General features: G+C 64.3%; 18 protein-coding genes. 6 read left to right on the forward strand and 12 right to left on the reverse strand.

Annotated features, from left to right (window positions below; all coding sequences use genetic code 11):
- Positions 1-110: 110 nt before the first annotated feature.
- The 3 genes from AC5P09_RS04710 (at position 111) to AC5P09_RS04720 (ending at position 3,673) form a co-directional block, all read left to right on the forward strand.
- A complete protein-coding gene (locus AC5P09_RS04710; RefSeq protein ID WP_493872583.1) occupies positions 111-563 on the forward strand; it encodes a hypothetical protein in 453 nt (150 codons plus the stop codon).
- 4 nt (positions 564-567) lie between these two features.
- Positions 568-2,928 carry a hypothetical protein gene (locus AC5P09_RS04715; RefSeq protein WP_493872584.1) on the forward strand — a complete coding sequence of 787 codons (2,361 nt, stop codon included), beginning with the start codon at positions 568-570 and terminating at the stop codon, positions 2,926-2,928.
- A gap of 133 nt (positions 2,929-3,061) precedes the next feature.
- On the forward strand, positions 3,062-3,673 hold the full coding sequence (locus tag AC5P09_RS04720; protein ID WP_493872585.1) for a hypothetical protein: 612 nt from the start codon (positions 3,062-3,064) through the stop codon (positions 3,671-3,673).
- A gap of 14 nt (positions 3,674-3,687) precedes the next feature.
- On the opposite strand, the gene AC5P09_RS04725 is transcribed toward AC5P09_RS04720, so the two are convergent.
- Positions 3,688-3,930 carry a transposase gene (locus AC5P09_RS04725; protein WP_493872586.1) on the reverse strand — a complete coding sequence of 81 codons (243 nt, stop codon included), beginning with the start codon at positions 3,928-3,930 and terminating at the stop codon, positions 3,688-3,690.
- A 311-nt stretch (positions 3,931-4,241) separates the two neighbouring features.
- A complete protein-coding gene (locus AC5P09_RS04730) occupies positions 4,242-4,655 on the reverse strand; it encodes an ATP-binding protein (protein ID WP_493872587.1) in 414 nt (137 codons plus the stop codon).
- 250 nt (positions 4,656-4,905) lie between these two features.
- Between AC5P09_RS04730 and AC5P09_RS04735 the strand changes: the two genes are divergently transcribed.
- Together AC5P09_RS04735 and AC5P09_RS04740 are read left to right on the forward strand one after the other, a co-directional pair.
- Positions 4,906-5,757, forward strand: a complete 852-nt coding sequence (locus AC5P09_RS04735) for a helix-turn-helix domain-containing protein (protein WP_493872588.1) — start codon at positions 4,906-4,908, stop codon at positions 5,755-5,757.
- 20 nt (positions 5,758-5,777) lie between these two features.
- Positions 5,778-5,957, forward strand: coding sequence for a DUF397 domain-containing protein (locus AC5P09_RS04740; RefSeq protein WP_493872778.1), 180 nt, complete (start codon positions 5,778-5,780; stop codon positions 5,955-5,957).
- 309 nt (positions 5,958-6,266) lie between these two features.
- Here the strand turns inward: AC5P09_RS04740 and AC5P09_RS04745 are convergent, their stop codons facing one another.
- From AC5P09_RS04745 to AC5P09_RS04765, 5 genes are all read right to left on the reverse strand, one after another.
- Positions 6,267-6,545 carry a WXG100 family type VII secretion target gene (locus tag AC5P09_RS04745; RefSeq protein WP_493872589.1) on the reverse strand — a complete coding sequence of 93 codons (279 nt, stop codon included), beginning with the start codon at positions 6,543-6,545 and terminating at the stop codon, positions 6,267-6,269.
- Positions 6,546-6,632: 87 nt separating this feature from the next.
- Positions 6,633-6,917: a WXG100 family type VII secretion target gene (locus AC5P09_RS04750; RefSeq protein ID WP_493872590.1), complete on the reverse strand. Its 285-nt coding sequence runs from the start codon at positions 6,915-6,917 to the stop codon at positions 6,633-6,635.
- A 156-nt stretch (positions 6,918-7,073) separates the two neighbouring features.
- The gene (locus AC5P09_RS04755; protein WP_493872591.1) at positions 7,074-8,306 is read right to left on the reverse strand and encodes a S8 family serine peptidase; all 1,233 of its coding nucleotides are present in this window, start codon (positions 8,304-8,306) and stop codon (positions 7,074-7,076) included.
- A 51-nt stretch (positions 8,307-8,357) separates the two neighbouring features.
- A complete protein-coding gene (locus AC5P09_RS04760; RefSeq protein ID WP_493872592.1) occupies positions 8,358-10,046 on the reverse strand; it encodes a WXG100 family type VII secretion target in 1,689 nt (562 codons plus the stop codon).
- The gene (locus tag AC5P09_RS04765; RefSeq protein WP_493872593.1) at positions 10,046-10,504 is read right to left on the reverse strand and encodes a DUF2563 family protein; all 459 of its coding nucleotides are present in this window, start codon (positions 10,502-10,504) and stop codon (positions 10,046-10,048) included. The genes AC5P09_RS04760 and AC5P09_RS04765 overlap by 1 nt, the downstream gene beginning before the upstream one ends.
- A 349-nt stretch (positions 10,505-10,853) precedes the next feature.
- Here AC5P09_RS04765 and AC5P09_RS04770 point away from each other — a divergent pair, with 349 nt between their 5' ends.
- A complete protein-coding gene (locus AC5P09_RS04770; RefSeq protein ID WP_493872594.1) occupies positions 10,854-11,207 on the forward strand; it encodes a DUF4333 domain-containing protein in 354 nt (117 codons plus the stop codon).
- A gap of 36 nt (positions 11,208-11,243) precedes the next feature.
- Here the strand turns inward: AC5P09_RS04770 and AC5P09_RS04775 are convergent, their stop codons facing one another.
- The 5 genes from AC5P09_RS04775 to AC5P09_RS04795 are packed head-to-tail and all read right to left on the reverse strand — an operon-like array spanning position 11,244 to position 14,960.
- The gene (locus tag AC5P09_RS04775; RefSeq protein WP_493872595.1) at positions 11,244-11,939 is read right to left on the reverse strand and encodes a contact-dependent growth inhibition system immunity protein; all 696 of its coding nucleotides are present in this window, start codon (positions 11,937-11,939) and stop codon (positions 11,244-11,246) included.
- A 16-nt stretch (positions 11,940-11,955) separates the two neighbouring features.
- Positions 11,956-12,255: an RNase A-like domain-containing protein gene (locus tag AC5P09_RS04780; protein WP_493872596.1), complete on the reverse strand. Its 300-nt coding sequence runs from the start codon at positions 12,253-12,255 to the stop codon at positions 11,956-11,958.
- Between the two features lie 58 nt (positions 12,256-12,313).
- Positions 12,314-12,877 (reverse strand): hypothetical protein, encoded by a 564-nt coding sequence (locus AC5P09_RS04785; protein WP_493872597.1) that lies wholly within the window; start codon positions 12,875-12,877, stop codon positions 12,314-12,316.
- 17 nt (positions 12,878-12,894) lie between these two features.
- Positions 12,895-14,646, reverse strand: a complete 1,752-nt coding sequence (locus tag AC5P09_RS04790; RefSeq protein WP_493872598.1) for an RNase A-like domain-containing protein — start codon at positions 14,644-14,646, stop codon at positions 12,895-12,897.
- Positions 14,646-14,960 carry a WXG100 family type VII secretion target gene (locus AC5P09_RS04795; RefSeq protein ID WP_493872599.1) on the reverse strand — a complete coding sequence of 105 codons (315 nt, stop codon included), beginning with the start codon at positions 14,958-14,960 and terminating at the stop codon, positions 14,646-14,648. The genes AC5P09_RS04790 and AC5P09_RS04795 overlap by 1 nt, the downstream gene beginning before the upstream one ends.
- Positions 14,961-14,990 lie beyond the last annotated feature (30 nt).

The following is a 14,990-nucleotide window of genomic DNA, read 5'->3' on the forward strand; positions in this document are numbered from 1 at the left end:
GGTTTCCGGCAGCTGCGTTGACAGAATGCTTCCGTCCGGAAGGGCCAGGCATGGAACCCTCCGGACGGATTTCGACGGGAAGTGTGAACCAACGGGGAAGGGGTCCGCGCGTGGCGTGGGACGAGTGGGAACAACTGAAGGCCGATGCCGCGCAGAAGCAGTCTGCGCATATGCAGCTCAATCAGCTTCCTGCGGATCAGGGAGGGGGCGGCGCCAGCACCCAGGGAGACCTCACCGCCAGCCAGAAGGACCTCGCGGCGGTCGGCAAGGCTGCCCACGATCTCTTCGAGGACTTCGGGCAGTACAGCGGTCACGCGCGCGTCTCCTCCCAACAGGCCGCCACTGGTCTTAAGAGCGAGGGATTCGCGATCGGTGGTGCCCTCGATCACGTCGCCGAACGCTGGATCGACCAGGTGCAGAACCTGCTGGACGCCTGCGCCCACATCTCCAACCATCTCCGGTTCACCAAGAACCAGCACGCCGCCGACGACACGTACATCGCCAGCACGCTCAGCAGCATTTCCCAGCTGGACCAGGGCTTCGACGCACGGAAGGGCTCCTGAACCGATGGATCTGGACGCACTCCGCTTCGGCAGCTTCACGAAACTCGAAGACGCGATCACCGACTGGCGGCAGATGACGAAAAAGCTCGCGGACCTTAAGGACGACGCCGAGCGCAACCTCAAGGCCAAGGCCGACAAGGCCAGCTGGTCCGGCGTCAACGCCACCGTCACTCGCAACTTCATCGACAAGACCGCGCAGGAGTTCGCCGACGCGCACACGCAGGCCGACTCCGTCACCAAGATCCTCTCCGACACAAAAGGGGAGCTTGCCGACTATCAGGAGCAGCTCCAGGGCGCCATCTCACGTGGCGCCAAGAAGAACCTCACCGTGATGGACACCGGCAACGGCACATTTACCGTCACGATGAACATCCACCCCGACCGAGCCGCCAAGGGCACCGACCTTCCAGAGCACACCCAGCAGGACGTGGACAACCTCATGGAGGAGGTCAAGAAAATCCTGGCCAAGGCTACGGAGAGCGACAACAGCGCAGCCAAGGTGCTTCGACTTCTCGTGGACCAGGCCGAGTATGGCTTCTCGGACGCCAGCTATAAGAACCGGGACCAGGCGGCCGAAGCCGTGGAAGCGGCGGAGAAGGCGGCAAAGATCCTCAAGGAGGATCCCAGCGAGCTCAGCAACACCGAACTCAACGCGCTGAACACCACGCTGTCCAAATATAAGAACGACCCGCTGTTTGCCGAGAAGCTCGCCACTGACGCCGGCCCAAAGCGGACCCTTGAGTTCTACGCGGAGGTCGTCAACGACTCCCAGTTCTATGTAAACCCCCGCTCCCGCCAAGGTCTTTCCGACGAGCAAAAGGAGCGGATGAAGCTCATCGAGGGCCTGGAGAAGCAACTCGGCACGAGTCTCGCGACCGCAAGTCACTCGGACAGCGAAAAGATGCACCAATGGAAGAGCGACGTGATCGCGCTGGGAGGCACCGACGTTCGGCCGAAGGGGGAGAACCCCGTTTACGGCTTCCAGGTCATGAGCAACCTCATGCGTCACGGCTCCTACGAGACGGACTTCCTTCACGACTACGGCGACAAGCTGATTTCCTGGGAGAAAAACGACTCATCCGACGAGTATGGAGGGCTCCAGCGCAACGTCCGGCGCGAGGACGTCCTCCCGTGGGACCACTCGGGCCAGTACGAACAGCTCCACTACGGCTCCAAGAATGACGCAGGCCGAGATCCGATGACCGGGTTTATGGAAGCGCTGGGACACAATTCGGAGGCCTCGACGGATTTCTTCAACGACGGGAAGCACTTCGAGTACCTCACCGAGGATCGGGAGTGGCCCAAGGACTTCGCCGAAGATGGCGCGAAGACCGTCGCCGGGTACAACTCCCTTGGACACGCGCTGGAATCGGCGACGACCGGTGCGGCCTACGACGCCAACCCGCCTGCGTTGCACCGTGATATGGAGACCGCCAAGGTCGCCGAGAAGGTCGTGGATCTGTACGGGCGTGACGCTGAGTACAAGGACGACAAGCAGACCGCCCCCAGCGGGGCTCAGCTGATGCACGATCAGGAAGGCATCGCAGACAGCCTCGGCAAGATCGGCGCCTCTTACATCGACGACATCAACTGGGCCATGGACGGTAATGCCGACAAGTCGCTCTACGCCATGGACAGTGGGGAACGCACGTCCCTCGGAGAACGCGCACACTTCGACACCGAGGGACTCGGCGTCAGCAAGTTCATCAGCACGCTCGGACAGGATCCTGCCGCGTATGCCGAGTTGGGAACCGCCCAGCAGGTGTATACGACGTCCTTGGTCGACAAGTATCCGCCGACGATGGAAGCCGACGGTGACCTGAACTCATTCCAGTCCGAGACGGCCATCCGGCACGGAGCAGAGGTCCAGGGCATCCTGGACAGGTCTCGCGCCGAAGAGATCAAGGCTCATGGCAAAGCCCTGGACGACGCTTACAACGAGAAGATCGACGCCAGTGTGGAGCGCCAGAAGATGATCGCCGGCGCGGTCACGGGTGGATTCTTCTCCTTGGTGCCCGAACCGAGCAGCGGGCTGGCCGCGACTGTCGTACCGATTGTCAGCGACCAAACCAATGGCGTGGTTGACGGCCTTATCGAGAAGAACCTGGACGAGTACGCGGAGTCTCAGCACAGGGACAATTCCGAAAAGTACCATGCCGACGGAAATCACGTCTTCGAGAACGGCTACAAGGCGTCCTGGCAGCCCGGCCTTTCCGTTCTTGAGCGAGCCGACAAGGATGCCTCCTGGAGTCGGCCTGAATATCAGATGCTCAGCAGTTCCATACAGCGCGCTTACACCGAGGGTTACACGCGCGGAAGCCAGAATCAAGAGAACGTCGGCCAACTCCCTACCCCGCAAGGCTGAAGTCATGACATTTGTCTCCAGGAATCCCGCCCTTGCGGTATCGGGATGCTTCCTCGCCATAACACTGTGCGGATGCTCGGCGGATTCCACGCCCGATCCCGCTCCGAGCCCTTCTCACAAGGCTCAGGAGGGGGTGTCGGCTACTCGCCTCTGCGACGCGCTCCTGGGCGACGAAGGTGGATCTGCTCTGGAGGAACTCACCGGGTCCGAGCGTTTCACGGAAACGGCCGGGACTGGTGACCAACGGGTGGAGAAGCTCTCCCAGGCGGCGTCGGATCTGCGCGGCGAATCATCGTTCGCCGAACGAGGCAAGAAGATCAACCTTTGCCTCCCGAACTCTGCCGACGGGTCCAGCTACGCGAGCCTCGCCGTCGCCACCGAATGGCTCAAACTGTCGCCAGGAGACTACTCCTGGCAGAGCACCGACGATGTCACCCACTTCGACATCTCCGGCACCGGACAGAAGGACGCAGCTGAACCCTATGCGTACGCCGGGGAACAGTTCGCCGAGTTCAGCTTCCGATGCCCTGTGGGACCTGGCAGCGCCGAGAAAACCGTGCTCGCGGTGGACCTTCAGGGCTCCTTGGGGTCCTTGGACACCAATCAGGCCGATCAAGCTCCTGAACTACTGACCCACATCGCGCACGCCGCTGCAGTCAAGTTGGCCCAGCAGATGAAATGTTTCGACGACAGCAAGATTCCCAACGATCTCGGAACGCTCAAAAAGTTCCCGGCGGCGAGTTGACAGTGAGGGGGCGCTTACCAAGCTGAAGGACCCTGCCGACAAGGGCTGTTGCAAAGTCTCGTGATCGCATCGTGCGCCCTCTTCTCCTCCCGGAGGAAGCGGGCGTGGTCACGCTGGGTGTGGAGAGCGTCGGCGGTCACCATCACTCCGGTCAGGTCGTAGGGCTCCAACAGGGCGGTGAAGCAGGTGATTTCATTCGTCTTGTCCGGCACCGGCAGCTGGGTGATGGTCTGGCCGCTGCCGGTCATCGCGAACATCAGATGCGGCTGAAGTGGTGCCGTGGCGCGAGCCGCGAGCGCTCCTGCCGTCCACGGCCAGAGTGTCGGCCCCAGCCGGATCACAGCCCAGCAGGTCGGCGAGCCATCCTGGACAGGTGCACTGGACGACTCGCCGACGTCGAACTCGCCACCGCGGAATGGGTCGACTGGTTCTACATTCCAGCGCCTCCACACCGCGGTCGGAGGCATCCCACCCCACGAACACAAGATCAACTACTACGCTCAACTCCAGCCCCAACCGGCGGCTGGAGTCAACGCCGAGCCTCCACCGATCCCAGAGCGGTTCAGACTCAGGGCACATCAGTCTGTGACACTGGTCCTGACTCTCCCCCAGCTTTGGTCGAGGGGCCGATGACGAAGGTGCACCAGACCTGCTTCTCATCGAAGCCGGTGCAATGCCAGCCCCAGCGCCACGCAAGGGCTTCGACCAGGCGCAGGCCACGGCCCTGTTCGCAGAACACGTCGCCGGCATCTGGCAGTTCTGGCGCCCGATCCGGAGCGTGGTCGATCACCATCACTCGCAAGACTCGAGGGGTGAAGCGTCCTCCCGCTCCCAGAATCAGCTCAAGTCCAGCCAGTCCGCCGCCATGCCGCACGGCGTTCGCGCAAAGCTCTCCGACCGCGAGTTCCACGGAGTCTGCCAAGCCTGGGAGCTTCCAGTGCTGTTGAAGCCAAACACGGGCGCGATGCCGTGCTTCGGTCACCGGACGGTAGGGATCCAACACAGTGGCGTCCCAGCCAACTCGGGTTGGTGTGGCATCGAAGACAGTGGTGACGGGAGGAGTCGCGGCGTCCAAGTTGCACCTCTCACACGGGGTCGACAGTGACCTGAGCCACACCATAGACTTCAATTCCAACCCGTGATACCAGCTTCCCTCCAACGAGTTGAATTATCGGGTTCAGTGGACCCACGAAGGGTGACTGGGCACACTGAGCGCGAACAAGGAGAGACGCATGGCACCACGGCAGACACCCACCGTCCGTCAGCGCCGCTTCGGCGCGGAGCTGCGACGGTTGCGCGAGGCCGCCGGCCTGTCCGCCCCAAGGGCGGCCGAATTGCTCGGTACGGACCGCACGACCATCTCCAACGTGGAAGCGGGACGCTTCGGCGTCAGCGAGCAGCGGTTGCGGCGACTCGCTGGCATCTACGAATGCGATGACCCGACTCTGATCGATGCCCTGGCAGCCATGACGGGTGGCCGCAGCTCAGGCTGGTGGGACGAGTATCGCGGCAAGGTCCCGCCAGACTTCCTCGACGTGGCCGAGCTGGAACAGCACGCCACGTCACTCCGTACCTTGCAGACGGCCCACATCCCCGGCATGTTTCAGGTCGAGGACCACGCCCGCGCCCTCTTCGACCTGTTCATCCCAGCGTTGCCGCGTCTTGAGGTCGAGCTCCGCATCGCTCAACGGCTCGCCCGCCACGCAGTCATCACCAAAACGCCGCCAGTGACGTATCAAGGGCTGATCCACGAGGCCGCCCTTCACATGCGGGTGGGCGGACGGCATGTGGCGAAGGCGCAGCTTAACCGCCTACTCGAAGAGAGTGAACGCGGGCACGTGGAACTCCTGATCATCCCATTCAGCGCCGGAGGGTTCCCGATGGCCGGCGACTCAGTGCTGTACGCAGCTGCCGACAGCGCTCATCTCGACACCGTGCAGCTGGACACACCAATCGGTGCCGTCTTCTTCGACTCCCCCACACAGCTGGCCAACTTCCGCCGCCGCCTGGACGCGGTCGAACAAGTAACCTTGGATCCCAAGCGTTCGAGGGACCGAATCCTCGAAATTGCCAAGGATCTATAAAGGAAGACACTTTGTCCGAGTTGAAGTGGGTCAAGTCATCGTTCTCGGAGGCGTCCGGCAACAACTGTATCGAGATAGCCCAGAACGGATACTCGATTGTCATCCGCGATTCTAAGAACCCGCAGCTGCCTTGGGTAACTGCATGCCGAGCAGCATGGTCGCGATTCGCCAACGCAGTGGCCAGCGAGCAGCTTTTCTGATCAGACCTGAACCGCAGAGATCGGTCGAACTCAGAACCACCGGCACCGGGATGCATCGCAAGGACCGGTCACCGCACTGATCAGCGTGTACGAGCCGATCCCGCATGAGGCAGCGACGCATTCCGGCACTTCACCGACTTCTGGGTGTCCGTCGCCTGCACCGGGCAGCGATTCCCGATCCATGATCCGCGCCGCTTTCGCGGCTGCGAAGCACGCCGGAACACGGTCTTGCGGAAGTCCGGGGCGCGGGCACGACATAGGGTGGGCACCTCCCGTGCGTGCCCACCCTGTCATGTCGATCCGCTCAGCTCACTGGAAGTAGCTGGCTCCCTTGAGGTCACCGGCGCGGTAGTCGCCGCCGGCCTGGGTGACCTTCTGGCCGATGGACACGAGCGCCGAGTGGAGCGCGGCAGCGTCTTTGTCCCACTGCTGCATCTTCCCACCGAACGCGTCCGCGGCTTCACCTTCCCAGCCGGCGGCGACCTTCAACACGGCGGCCTTGAGCGCCTGGATGTCCTCTTCCAGCTTATTGGCCTGCTTGCCGAGCTCAGTGGTGATCGCGTCGAGACCGCCGTACTTCACAGCCATCTCGTCGTTGTGGACGTTAACCATGGTTCCTCATCTCTTCATTGGCTTCTTGCGGGCACGACTGCCCGCATACGCGAGGTGTGCCGCTCAGTAGCTGTTGAGAGCCGACTTCTCTCCGCCGTACTGGATATCGATGCTCTGCATGGTGGAGCGCACCGCGTCCTCATTCGTGTTCGTGAGCTTGCGGGTCTCGTTGATGTTGTCCAGGAACCACGTGAGCAGTGCGCCGATGCTCTTGACGCGCTGGTTGATCTCGACCTGCTTGTCGTTGAAGGCCCTGGCGCCGACGCCTCGCCAGTTTGCCTCCATCGTGTCCAGCGTTCCCTGGAGACGGCTGAGCTGTCCCTGGATCGACTCGTACCGCTGAACCATCTCCTTTTCGAGCCTGATTACTTCGGTATCGTTGAGCTTCTGCCCAGCCACCATAGCCAGAATTCCCTTCGTGTAATTGCTGTTAGTTGCGGGGGTGTTGAGAGAGCCGCCTACGGGTTGCGCAACACAGAAGTGTGGCGCAGGTACGGGAAGCGGTCAGGTGGTTCGCCTCTTTCGTGCCACGGCGAAGGCTCCGCCGCCGATTGCCACGACAAGGGCGGCGCCCAGGATCACGTACAACTGGGTGTTGTCGTCGGAGGAGTTCGAGGTGGAGCCTGCCGCTGAGGTTGCGCCGCCTGACGTGTCCTTCGGCGCTTGTGACGAGGCTGAGGCGGGAGCGGAGGGAGAAGAGGAGGCTCCGGTGACGCCGGTCCCGTTCTCGTAGCTAAGAGGGTCCGTGTTGGCGGGGCCCGGGTTGATACTGCTGTTTTCCAGCACCTTGCGAGGACGGACGAGGCCGTAGCCGAGATAGTTACTCGGCTGGTCCTTCGGCCAGTCACGGCTGGCTGTGTCGATCAAGGTGGCGAGCACCTGGTTGGCCGTCCAGTTGGGGTGGGCGGACCAGATGAGGGCAGCGGAGGCCGAGGCGATGGCGGTGGCGATACTTGTTCCATGTCCGTCATCGCAGTACGCGCGAAACGTGGCGTCACACCACGTGGGCACCTTTAGGCCGGGAGCCGCGAGATCGACATAATTGCCGTGCTCCGAGAAGTCTCCCACTTTCCCATCCTCGTCTGAGGCAGCTACTCCGACGACATAAGGGTAGGCGGCTGGGTAGCCTACGAAGTTCTTGGTTTCAGCGTCGTTGCCCGTGCCGGCGAACATCAACTTGCCTTTGGATTCGGCGTACTTCACCGCCTCCTCCACATCCGGGTCGATGGTGTTGCCACCGAAAGACATGTTGATGATCTGAGCGTCGCTTTCAGCGGCAGCCTTGATCGCTTCCGCAACCTCAGGCGCCTTTTTGTCCGGATTACCCTTCAGGTTCACCTGATAGGGGACGATCTTCGCTCCGGGAGCCAGTCCTTGCAAGCCTCCGCCAGCGCCTGTGCCAGCGATCAACTCCGACATGGTCGTGCCGTGGCCGTCAAAGTCATTGGTCGCACCGCGCGAAACAGCCTTGGGGACCTCGTCCGTAAGTACTTGGCCCTTCAGCGACGAAGTCGCGGGATTCACACCAGTGTCCACGACAGCAACCTTGACGCCCGTGCCCGTACTGATCTTCCACATCCCTTCCGCGTCCATCGCGTCCAAGTACCACTGCTTTGACTGGACATCGGCGGCCACCGCACTCGGAGCCAGCCCCGAAGACACGACGGCGAAAGCGCCGAGTGCCGCGCACACGGCCGACACTCGTCGTCCGGCACGTCTTGCGAAGAGCGCAGTCATTCCGCCACGTGGGCTGGTCCCTGTCATGCCTCTGTAGATCCTCGCTCGTGTTCAGTCAGTCACTGGCGGCGCATTACGCCGCTGAGGGTCGGGCTGACGTTCGCCCTCTCGGTCATCACCGTTCGGGTTCCGCCGGTTCCCCCTTGGGCCGTGCGCAGCTTCAGCACTGCCTCCGGCCGCTCCACCGCTTCTCGCTGCGGAGGCTCGCCCCTTGGGCGTACCGACAACTCCGTCAGGATTGCCCCCGGCGGGTCGGGCAGTCTGCCCCGTTCGAGCGCCGGGAGTAGAAGGGGAGTTCGGTGCCCCGATGACCCCGCGTTGTCCGATCTTGCCAGCGGGCGTACGGGGGGCGGTGTTGCCCTCGGCGCCGACGACAGTACCGCGAGGCATCCTGGAACCAGTCGACCCCGGAGTGGCACCGGTGGTGGGCCGTCCTCCGACAACACCATTGCCGCGTCCTGCCCCCATGGACCCCGTGCCACCGGCACGGCTGTTCGTAGCCCCTCCGATGGGGCGAGGCGTTCCTCCGGAGACACCACGACCCATGGGCGACGTACCTGCCGCTGTGCCCCCGCCTCGGACTCCCGACTGCCCAGGAGGAGTCGTACGTCCCATCGGGCCCGTCGCGCTGCGCCCACCAGTGGTGCCGCTGGGCGTGGCCGTACGGCCCTGTGCCGAGATCGGGGCCCTGTTGCCAGTCGCCGGGCCGAACCCTGAGGTGCGGCCGGTCGACGTGGGTGGCACGCCGACGGCAAAAGGAGGAACCGTGCCCGTCGTGGTTCCGCTCGGCCCGGTCGGGGTCGGCGGCGTCACAGCCACCGGCTTCGTGGTCTCCTGCGGCGGCAGCGTTCCAACACTGTCGATCTTCGTACCGACGTTCCGGTCCGGGGAGATGATCGAGTCGTCCACATGCTTGAGCGGTGGCGTGGTGTCAACCGACCGCGCGTGACCAGTCGCCGCACTCGACGACTCATGGCCGACCGCTACGTACTCACGGGTGGCCGCCACCTCCCCGCCGCCTTGCGACTCTCGTGGGCCTTCGATCGAGGTCCACGCCGGCTTCGGCACCCCCACATCCGGCATAGCCTCGAACGTAGGCGCCTCCTGCTTCGCCAGGTATCCCTCCGACACCTCGTAGAAGGAGGCCAGCCGGTTCATCTGGTTGATCGCCTCTTGGCGGTCCCTCTCGACCTTGACGGCCGCCGTGTACTCCTCGTTGCCGTCAACCTGCTTCGGCGTCGGGATGTCCTCCACCGGTGTGCGGACGAGCCGGGTGTCGCGAGGCGGCATGGCGCTTCGGACCGACGCGAGGCCCGTGGCCGCTGCCGTGACCTGGGTACCGGCTGCTTCGGCGAAGGTCGCGAGCTCAAGAGCATGCTTGACGAGGTTGCCGCCCCATGTGTGGAAGGCCGTGGCGGACTCGCCCTCCCACTCAACCCTCCCAATATGGTCCTTGAGCTCGTTGGCGGCCGTTTCGATGGCGTCCTTGGCGTCCCACAGAGCCTTGCCCGCGGTCTCCAGATCCTCCGGTTTCGCGGACTCGACCAAGTCGATCATGGCGTTCAGGTCGTGGCTCTCGAAGTCCGTCTTGCCGAAGACGCGGGGGAGACCACCGCCAAAGGGAAGGACCCTGCTGACGAACGCCGTCCCCTGATTGATCATGTCGATGGCGCTGAGCTGCGCTGCGGCGTCTTCCTGCTCCGCCTGGTGCGGATCCTGGTGCTTCCGCTCGTCGCTCACTAGAGGCCACCCCCTGCCTGCTTGTCGTCGGAGCGCTTCTTCGCGGGTTCGCCGTGTTTCGCTGCTTCTGCGGCGGCCCTCTCCCGCCGCGCTTCCTCTTCCTGCCGCCCGATCTCGGTCTGGATCTCCCAGAACCGTCGCCGCTGCTCCTCTTCGAGGTCGCTGAAGTTGCCGCGCGCGCCGTTGACGGCGATCTGGAGCGCCTCTATCTGGAGGCCCAGGTTCTTGGAGAGCGCGGTCAGCCGCTCGTGGACGCGCTCGTACTGCGCGTGGAGCCCCGTAGCCTCGGCGAAGCGACCTGCGCCCTTGAACGACGCTTCCGATAGGCGGTGCGCCCCCACCTTCTGCGCACTGCCCTGAGACTCCTCGAAGTTGGAGAGCGCGGTGTCCACACGCTTCTTGAACTCTCCGAGCGACTCCAGAGTGACCTTGAGAGCCTGGCGCTCCGCAGCAGGCACGATGCCTTCCTTCCCCGTTCCCCGTTGGTGAAGCTGTCGAGCGGTGCACAGGCGGTGGCCTGATCAACACACTCGATAACTACTGTAGTCATTGTGTAAATCGCGGCCAACTGAACTTTGTGTTAGGTGAGTTACGAAGTTGTCGAGACACCGTCAGGAAACCCGCCCCAAATTTCCCTGAACTGACTGAAACTTGGACAGAGCGACCCCGTTTCACCGCGCTCGTCCGAGAACCAGAGCCGTTCCGAGAGGTCGCCTGCCGCACATGGCTCAATCTTTGCGATGCCAAAACGCGCCCGGACCTCATCCACCCTGCAACGCACACCTGATCACCGGGAATGGCGCCCTCATGACCATGGCCCGCTTGTCCGCAGCGACTTGGAGTCTCTCGGCCGTGGCAGCCGGCGTGCTGCTCGTCGGCTGCTCGGGCTCGGTCAGTGTCGGAACGTCCTTGCCGAAGATGTCTTCCGACACGCTGGCCACCACCCTCGCCGAGAAGCTCGCCGCCACAACGGGCCAGCCGAAGCCAGATATCACGTGTCCCGAGGACCTCACCGGGAAGGTCGGTACCACCACCCGTTGCACGCTCACGGCAGACGACGGCAGCACCTTGGGCGTGACGGTCAAGGTGACCTCTGTCGAAGAAGACCCGATCAACTTCGACTTCGAGGCCGACGGCACGGCTTCCCCGGCTCCGAACTGACAACGGCGCTTGACGACAACTCATCGCCTGGCTCGGTCACTCACGCGTCCCCGTCTCCCGGGGCCCGTACTCCGCCCGCGGCGCACTGATCCGATCGGCGACCAACGCCAGCCAGCCACCGGGCGAGTACGGGGCCGGCGGATCGACCTCCATGCCCAACTCCGCGACGGCCAAGGCGTAGTCGGACTCGTCGAGGTCCAGCGCGAGCAGTTCGTGCAGCTCGCCGACGAGGCGGGCCGTGAGCTGCGGGTCGGTCGAGGTTCGGTAGTCGTCGACCGCCGCGTCATGGTCGTCGAACTCGTCCGACATGTCCTGCGAGAACCAGCCGCCCAGAAACTGGCCGAGTTCGGGGAAGCGGGCGTGCCACTCCCAGTGGGTGGCGGGGGTGGCCGTGGGCGGAACCGCGCCCTCCTCGATGCTGTGCTTGATGTGGTCCGCGAGGCAGTACAGCCACTGTTGGATCTCACCCTCGGGCAGGCCGACGTCAGGGATCGGGTAGAACTCGCCCAGGCGCAGCCTGAGTCGGCCGGGCGGGTTGTCGGCATACTCGCGCAGTTGCCGCTCGGCGACAGCCAGGGCCCACGGGCGGCTGTGCCAGGTCTGCCGCAGGTACGCGGTCAGGGCCGCGCTGGGCTTGTCCGCGGTGTCGTCCGCCGGCTGACCGGCGTAGGCACGCATCACCTGGTCCAGCTCGCCGTAGCGGCGGTCGTGTTCGAGAGGGCTCAGGGGCACGGTCGGCCAACTGCCTTCACAAGTAGACGGGGAAACTGGCGTGCACGGCGAACCCGTGCGCGGCGGACGGCTCGCGGCGCAGCACGACCCGGGCGGCCCGTGCGTCGACGGAGCCGCGGCCCGCCAGCATCATCGCCTGGAGGAGCACCCGCCCGACGGGCTCCTCGCGGGACGGCCACGCCGCCTCGATGGTCAGCCGCTGCCGGGTCGACTGCGCCAGCCAACGGTGGACGACCTGTTCGTTGACGGTGACCACGCGCTGGGTCGCCCACTGGGCGGTCGCGCGGTCGGGGTAGGTGGCGGTACGGGTGCGCAAGGGGCTTCTCCCTCGTGGGCAGTACGGAGGATCGGGCAGCGCGGCGGATCGCATCACATCAGCGGAATGACCAGACCATCCCGACTTCCGTCTCCGACACGAGTACCAAGCCGAAGTCGAAGGTGCGCACGGAAAAGGGGAACCAACGAGAAACCCGCTGGTAATAGTCGCGGGTATCGCTGCCGTGCCCGGTGTTCGCATAGAAGTGCGAGCCTTCAGGGAAACGCGACAGCATGACTCGGGCCTTCGCTTCAAGAGCCTCCCTGCGCTCCTCGAAGTCCGGTTCCTTTGTGACATCGATCCAGGGCGTGGAAAGGGCCACGAGGAACCGTACGGCCTGAGAACGCGAGATCTCATGCAGATAGCGCTTCCATGCGTCCGCCGTCGCGACGGCCTCCGGAGGCATGACGAAGGGGTAGGACGGTTCGTCGAGCCTTTCGAGTTCGCCCTCCCACATGTCCACCGTGCGCCAGCCGCGGGTGTCGCGGATGTCACCGCGCATCAGGGTGGACAGGTCGAGCACCCAGTTCTCGTGCTCCCTGCTCGTCGCCTTGGCAATGGTCGCCCGACGCTCGTACATGTCGATCGCTTCGGACCACGAACGCTCGTCGAGTCCGGCCATCGCTGTCTCCTCACTCATCATTGGGGCATGGACGTCAGGACCACGAACGGCGGGTCCAGGTTCGGTTCGTACTTGAGCACGGTCAGAACACCGTGAGCGTCCTGTGGTGGCGTCGCCCGATCGTTCACCACCGGCGCCGTACGCCCCGTCACCGCCGGAGTCCCCAGAGGTCCCGAGGGCACCGCACCCACGGAGAATTCCTGCTTTTCACCTGGCACCGGAGGCGGCGGACCTTGAATCCACTTGTCGATTTCTGCCGTATTGGTCCGGACATTGTGCTGAGTGTAATACTGCGCCGAATCCAGATCGGTGAAGGAGGAAGCCGCGGGAATATCGACCTTGCCCGCCCCGGTCGCCTCGTCCCGCAACCGCTGAGTCAGCTGCGCATCCGTCAGCCCGACATGCCTGTCAATGCTGTGCCCACCGTACAGTTCCTCCTCGGTGGCCAGATCGATGGAGTATTTGTAGGGGATCTGGCTCTCCGTACGCTGCCAGATGTGTTCCTTCTTGAAGTCGTTCAGGGAGCGCGCACCGTACGCCTCGGCGCGCGCCGCCTCCGCGCGGAACGTGGGCACACTGAGCAGTGCCTCGTCCAGCTCGATCTCCAGCGTCTTCAACTTGGTGGCGGCGTCGCTGAAGGCCTGGTGGTACTTCTCGACGGCCGCGTCGGCGGCCGCCTTGTCCATGTGTGAGCGGAACGTCAGCACGATCTCGCCGAACGCCATGGTCGCCGCGAGCCGGGTCAACTCGAAGAGGTCAAGGCCCGTGGTCAGGTCCTTGACCGTCGCCTTCGCGGCCTCCTGGCCGAGCCGGGTGGTCGTCTCCGCGGTCTTGATGCGCACCTCGGCCAGATGGTCGAGGGTCTCCTGCACGGTGGTCGCGGTCTGGCGGAGGATCTCGATGATGGGCCGCTGCTTCGCGGGCACGACGCTGCGGTTGGTCTTCCAACTGCGGCCCATGGAGGCCCGGTTGCCCTGCGCGTCGTAGGTCCTGCCCCATTCGGTGGTGCCCCAGATGGTCTGGCAGAACGCCTTCATCGCGCCCTGCCACTCGTCGTTGCCCTTGTTGTTGGTGATGAACTTGATGGCGCCGTTGAAGTTGTCCGACGCCGCCTTCGCGTCCTTCTCGGCCGCGCGCCAGGCCGTGGCCATGCCCTTGAGCTCCTCGTCCCTGGCTCCCGGGGTGATCTCGTGCATTTTGCCGAGGTTGAGGCCGTGCTCGATCGCGGGCCGGATGACGTCGGCGAGGAAGTCGGGCACCTCGCCCAGGATTCCGGAGATGTCCCAGGAGTCCGCGTCCTCGCCGGTGCCAGACCACTTGATGTCGTTGACCGGGCCGTACTTGGGCGTGTTCTCGATGACGGCAGGCGGCGGTTTCTCGACGGGCGGCGGGCCGTACATCCTGCGGGCCTGCCAGTCGGCCTGGGTGTACTTGTTGGCCGTGTCCGTCAGGCCGACGGCGACACCACCCACGCTGACCACGCTCTTCGCCCAGAGCTCCAGGAACTTCTCGTTCACCGACTTGTACGCCGCCGCGAAGGCATCCGCGCCCCAGCCGGTTCCCGCCGACTGGCTGTACTCGTTGAGCACGTCGGCGAGAGCCCTGGCGCCCTTGTCGTAGTCGAACTGCCCGTCACGCACCACGAGCGCGGTGTAATGCACGTGCTGCGGCTGTACGTCGAATCCGCCGCCGCTCGTCTTGGGCGAACGGGTTCGGGTGTCCGACCGCTCCTGTGCGCGTTCCTCGTCCGTGGGCCGCCGCTCGGCCATCAGGCACCGCCCCAGCCTCGCAGCACCGCGAGGTGCGCGGCCGCGTAGTTCGTGTGGCCCGTGGTCACGTACTCGTGCAGCCACTTCTGGGCCGCTTGCAGGTCCTGGGCGGAGCGGTCCCACTCGTCGAGTTTGTCGACGAAGACGTCGCGGGTCTCGCCCTGCCACGACAGCACGACGGGCACGACCCGGTCGTAGAGGTCATCCAGCCTGCCATTGAGCTGCTTGAGGATGTCCTCCAGGTCGGCGGCCAGCTCGGTGAGGGTGTCGAAGGAAACGCATATGTCCTCGTCGGGTGCGGAGCCTGTCGACATGATCCCCCTGTGTTCGTATCGGCAACTGCG

It is taken from the genome of Streptomyces sp. a15, from assembly GCF_059026085.1.

Bases quoted from the DNA above. Each gene is read 5' to 3' on its own strand.
- AC5P09_RS04725 (WP_493872586.1), bottom strand. From the start codon at position 3,930: ATGTTCGCGATGACCGGCAGCGGCCAGACCATCACCCAGCTGCCGGTG.
- AC5P09_RS04745 (WP_493872589.1), bottom strand. From the start codon at position 6,545: ATGGCTGTGAAGTACGGCGGTCTCGACGCGATCACCACTGAGCTCGGC.
- AC5P09_RS04790 (WP_493872598.1), bottom strand. From the start codon at position 14,646: ATGGCCGAGCGGCGGCCCACGGACGAGGAACGCGCACAGGAGCGGTCG.
- AC5P09_RS04715 (WP_493872584.1), top strand. From the start codon at position 568: ATGGATCTGGACGCACTCCGCTTCGGCAGCTTCACGAAACTCGAAGAC.
- AC5P09_RS04770 (WP_493872594.1), top strand. From the start codon at position 10,854: ATGACCATGGCCCGCTTGTCCGCAGCGACTTGGAGTCTCTCGGCCGTG.
- AC5P09_RS04795 (WP_493872599.1), bottom strand. From the start codon at position 14,960: ATGTCGACAGGCTCCGCACCCGACGAGGACATATGCGTTTCCTTCGAC.
- AC5P09_RS04785 (WP_493872597.1), bottom strand. From the start codon at position 12,877: ATGGCCGGACTCGACGAGCGTTCGTGGTCCGAAGCGATCGACATGTAC.
- AC5P09_RS04750 (WP_493872590.1), bottom strand. From the start codon at position 6,917: ATGGTTCAGCGGTACGAGTCGATCCAGGGACAGCTCAGCCGTCTCCAG.
- AC5P09_RS04755 (WP_493872591.1), bottom strand. From the start codon at position 8,306: ATGACTGCGCTCTTCGCAAGACGTGCCGGACGACGAGTGTCGGCCGTG.
- AC5P09_RS04735 (WP_493872588.1), top strand. From the start codon at position 4,906: ATGGCACCACGGCAGACACCCACCGTCCGTCAGCGCCGCTTCGGCGCG.